This window comes from Bacillus hominis (assembly GCF_018332515.1).
Taxonomy (GTDB): Bacteria; Bacillota; Bacilli; order Bacillales; family Bacillaceae_G; genus Bacillus_A; species Bacillus_A hominis.
Genome location: NZ_BOQD01000055.1, coordinates 1 through 4,830, shown reverse-complemented (window position 1 = coordinate 4,830; position 4,830 = coordinate 1). Strand labels below are relative to the sequence as shown.

Annotated in this window: 4 protein-coding genes; all 4 read right to left on the bottom strand. The window is 34.8% G+C overall.

From position 1 onward, the window contains the following. Window positions 1-1,390 (bottom strand): apolipoprotein A1/A4/E family protein (locus KI356_RS07610; RefSeq protein WP_212935159.1); only part of this gene is annotated, 1,390 nt, incomplete at its 3' end. A 3-nt stretch (window positions 1,391-1,393) separates the two neighbouring features. Further along, entirely contained in the window at window positions 1,394-2,536 is a 1,143-nt protein-coding gene (locus KI356_RS07605) for a hypothetical protein (protein ID WP_212935158.1), read from the bottom strand. Between the two features lie 62 nt (window positions 2,537-2,598). Then, the gene (locus tag KI356_RS07600) at window positions 2,599-3,921 is read right to left on the bottom strand and encodes a type IV secretory system conjugative DNA transfer family protein (RefSeq protein ID WP_212935157.1); all 1,323 of its coding nucleotides are present in this window, start codon (window positions 3,919-3,921) and stop codon (window positions 2,599-2,601) included. After that, window positions 3,921-4,745 carry a hypothetical protein gene (locus tag KI356_RS07595; RefSeq protein WP_212935156.1) on the bottom strand — a complete coding sequence of 275 codons (825 nt, stop codon included), beginning with the start codon at window positions 4,743-4,745 and terminating at the stop codon, window positions 3,921-3,923. Before KI356_RS07595 ends, KI356_RS07600 begins: the two co-directional genes overlap by 1 nt. Window positions 4,746-4,830 lie beyond the last annotated feature (85 nt).

Genomic DNA, 4,830 nt, shown 5'->3' with positions numbered 1-4,830 from the left:
CTTCCTCTAACCCTTCTTCCTCGGGGCTCTCTGGGTCTTCTTCCATTCCTTCTTCTTCGGAAACCTCTGGATCTTCTTCTAACCCTTCTTCCTCGACTTTTCTGCCTTTTCCACCGCCTCCGTCATCTTTATACTCTTCTTTATTTAATCCCTCTTTTTCTTTATGTTTCGATGTTTCGATTAATGTATCTACAAGTTCCTCAGTTATATCATCTGCTTTTTCCCATACATCATGAATTCCATCATGTATATCTTCTTTTATTTCCTCTACCTTATCTTCGAAATCCTCTTTTATTTCTTCTACCTTATCTTCGAGATCTTCTTTTATTTCTTCTACCTTATCTTCGAAATCCTCTTTTATTTCCCCTACATTATCTTCGAAGTCTTCTTTTATTTCTTCTATCTTATCTTCGAAATCCTCTTTTATTTCCCCTACCTTATCTTCGAAGTCTTCTTTTATTTCCCCTACCTTATCTTCGAAGTCTTCTTTTATTTCTTCTACCTTATCTTCGAAATCCTCTTTTATTTCCCCTACCTTATCTTCGAAGTCTTCTTGTATTCCCTCTGCTTTTCGTCCTGCTTCTCTTTCCTCTCGCTCTGCTTCTTTCTCTGCTTCTCTTTCTTCCCGCCCTGCTTCTTTCTCTGCCTCTCTTTTTTCTCGCTCTGCTTCTTTCTCTGCTTCTCTTTCTTCTCGCTCTGCTTCTTTTTCCGCTTCTCTTTCTTCTCGCTCTGCCTCTTTCTCTGCTTCCCTTTCTTCCCGCTCCGTTTCTTTCTCTGCTTCCCTTTCTTCTCGCTCTACTTCTTGGTCCGCTTCTCTTTTTTCTATATTCTCCTCAATTTCCTTTTCTTCCATCTCCTCTTCAGTCAGCTCTCTAGAAGCATTCCCCAGGGGATCGTCAATTAATTCGTCAATAAATTCCTCAACATCATTTACGAGTTCTTCGACTTTTTCTGTTAGATTATCCATCAAATTCATAGATTCTCGCTCTGTTACTTCCGATACATCCAGACCGTCATATAAATCATGTATCGTATTAGAAATAGGTTCTTTTGCTGCATCAAATACTTCAGCAGCTGCTTCTCCAGGTGAAATAGGGACTGGAATAATAGGTTTAATAAGGTCTTTTGTTAAAGCTTTATATACATTATTAAACTTTTTTGATTCTTCTCTCAAACCTTTAAAGCTTACAGTAAACCACTCTTTTTTATAAAATCCCCAATCTAACTTTCCATGTTGCTCTTTGTAAGCCTCTCTAGCATTCATATATCGTTGTGCCTCTTTTAAAGTCGGGCGCACTAACAATGCTCCTGGACCTAATAAACCAACTCCAATTGCCTCTGTAATAGCATACTTTCGCGATTCAAAATTTTGATTTCGAAACCATGACATATGCTATCCCTCTTTTCTTTCTACTAAAGTCATCAACCCACAATAGACAAGAAAAGGTACAAATTGATATATAGCTAATAACGCTTCTTCATCCGTACATCCAGTTTCTTCTTGATACATCATTTGCAACTGGATTAAAGTTGCATTAGGAGTCGCCTTACTCCATAAAAGGTATGTTAAAAAAGGTATTTCTTGTATTTTCCCCATTGTACACGTCATCATTTTTATTTTTTCCTTCATTCCAACAATACTTAATCCCACTGGATTAATACGTATAGAACTATCTAATCTTACTCTCTCACTTGTCCATACAGTGAGTAATCCTCTTTGTACCATTGGCTTCACAAGCTTATTAAAAATCTCTTCTTCATCTCTTTCAATTACTTCAGACAAATCAATTGTATTCACTGAATTTTGTTTTACCATCGTCCATATAACATATTCATCTGATGATAATTCTATTAAATCTCCATTAATTGTAAGGAAATAATTTCCGGAATCATTTAACACCCCAACTTCTTGCCCGATTGGTAAGAGTGTAGAACTAATTTCAAGTTCTTCTAAAAATATTTTGTGAGGAACACCAATTACTTCTTGGTATTCTATACTCCATAACCCTTTCTGAATAAACACTTTTACATTTTCCTTAAACAAATTAAAAGCTTTCTTAGATGAACATTTTAATATACTCTTAATATTTTCGATTACTTTTGGAATGCTTGTTGTCCCGTCAGCACAAGCCCATACTAAATATTGTTCTCTTTTCATATTGATTTTTTGTTCACTATCATATGAACCAACAAGCCAAAATTCACCATCATAATTCCCTATTCCCATGCCATTCCTTGTTACTCGAAATCCGCTCAGTTTCCGAACATCATAATCACGAATTTTTACCAATAAACATCGATTTTCAAAATAACTCAATACATCTTCGAATTTTTCATTAAAATCTTTTATGTTTTGAATGTTTTTTTCCCATTCTTTTAATGTCATAGATTTTTTTAACAATTCCCAAACTACGGATTGCTCTTCAGGTAGTTTATACACTCCATGAGCAGATCCAATAATACAAGTATTGTTTTCCCATTTTCCGAACTCTCTACTAGTACTTAATAGTAACTCCTCTTTTTTCTTAAAAAACATGCTTCATCACTCCTAAAAAAAAGCCTACTAAGGATAGGACCTTATTCGGCTTTTTAGCAAAATTATTTATATTCTCTTTCGATATAATTGATAGGATAAAATAAGAATGGCTCTCCATTGAATGGGGACACAATACATTGTCCGATTTTTAAATTCACCAAATCCCAATCTTCAATAGCACTTCCATCTATCACCAAATCCTGTACACCCTTATTCGCATTAGAAGAAACGATACTAACTATTTTTTTCGTTCTGCCATGTCGTGTGGCTACCACATTTCTACTTTCTTCATCAAATAAACGAAATGCAAAGACTGTACCAAATCCACTGATAATACTTCTTGCAAGCGCTTGATCATATACGTACTCCACTTGGCCAACGTTTTGAATCCCCGCAATAACCTTCACCCCAAGAGATCTCCCGAAGTTCAGTGCGTTGTCCATATAACTTAGCTTTGGTATTAAAGGAAATTCATCTAAAATAAAGTAAACATTTCCTTCTGAAGTACTTCTTCCAAGAACATCTTTCATCGCTAAATCAAGCATCAGTGTATATACTGGTTTTAGTACATTCCCATTCTCAAGATCGTACTCTAAGAAAATTGCCTTACCACCTTTATTCCTTAAAGCTTCCTTAATTGAAAAATCTCCAGCTTGAGCAAATCCTCCTGAAAATACATTAAATAGGTTTTGATATAGATGTACAATATAACTTTGATTTGTAGAAGCACTATTATCTTTATTAATATAATTACGTACCCATTTCAAATCTTCATAAGGCTTTAAAAGATTACGAATAGTAATATCAGTTGCTTGTTTTAACCATTCAACAAGTTTTGAATGATCCCATTCTTCTTGGTTTTCTTCTATATTTCGTACTTGGCATGTTAAAATAGCTGCAAATAAATCTCGCGCGCCAGTAGCAAAGATAGGTGATGAACTATTCTTTATGTCTTCTTTAAATAATACAGTTGCAATTTCACGAATTGCCTCATCACGTTTTTTAGGTATTATTTGCAAAATATCACGGTATATATTCCAATAAACTGTACCATCAAGTTCTTCGCCTTGATTGGAAATAACATAATCACCTGATTCGTAAAATTCTTTTAAGTAATCTCCTTTTGCATCAAAAAATACAAATACATCATTATCTGTAGCCTTTTTTCTTATCGCATTAACAATATGATACATTGTTACAGATTTACCACTACCAATTGATCCAAGACATAAAATATGACGCGCCAATAGTTGCTCATGAATGACAAGTCCCGTATTATTTAGTCCTCTTATACCGATATTCGCTGTTCCTTTCCAGCGCACCTCACCGGCATGCAAAGCTCCTAGCCTTTGCCCATCCATTACTTCATTCTGTAAATAGCTCATTAACTAAAGAACTCCTCATCTTTAGATACATTTTGTGAGCGTTGAAGACGGCCTTCTGATTTTGAAATTGTTAATTCTCCTCCACACTCCCCACAAAATTGCTCGTCTCCCCCATATGATTTTTTACATTTCACACAAACTTTTCCATTTTCTTTTGTTTGCTGAGAAGACTTAGGTGGTGTACGATAAACTTCTTTATTCTGCTTAACAGGTTTTTCCCAATTTTTAATAGCATGCTCACCTTGTGCTTGAATATCAAGGACAAGTGCTCCCAATTCTTTAATCATAATAATCGTATCTTTCCCTGGCCCAGCTGCTACTGATAACCATGCATGATCTCCGTGAAAAGTACCTCTTTTACTAAACAAACCTGCTAGGAAACTACCTGAAGAAGCCGTAGCTGCTATATTGATAGAGCTTGGCGTTTGATTATCTGCCATAACAACCATATTCATTACACTATTTTTCCATGGATTGCTTATTAACTTATATACTGTATAAGCTGGGAATAATAGAGCTACGTACAACATTTCAGAAATTTGAGATAATAATAAAATGATAATAGTAATTATAACAACAGAAAAAATCTGTGCAAAACTCTTCCCTGCCCCCATAAAAGCATGAATACCTGTAACACGATCAATTTGGACATCTTTTACAATAACACTTTCTCCTGAAATCCCTTTTGCTTCACCACTAAAAATTAGCCTACGATTAGTAGCAATTAAATATCCTGTTGTTTTTGGATCATCTAGTTGCGTTGCCTCATATTTGCGGATTACTGTTTCACCATTGGCTAAAGCAATCCCATTTGCATGTTCCATATTATGTATCACCTTCCATTTGTTTTTTTCACTTCAAATTATATTACTATTTATATGATAATTACAATATAAATAGTAATATAAT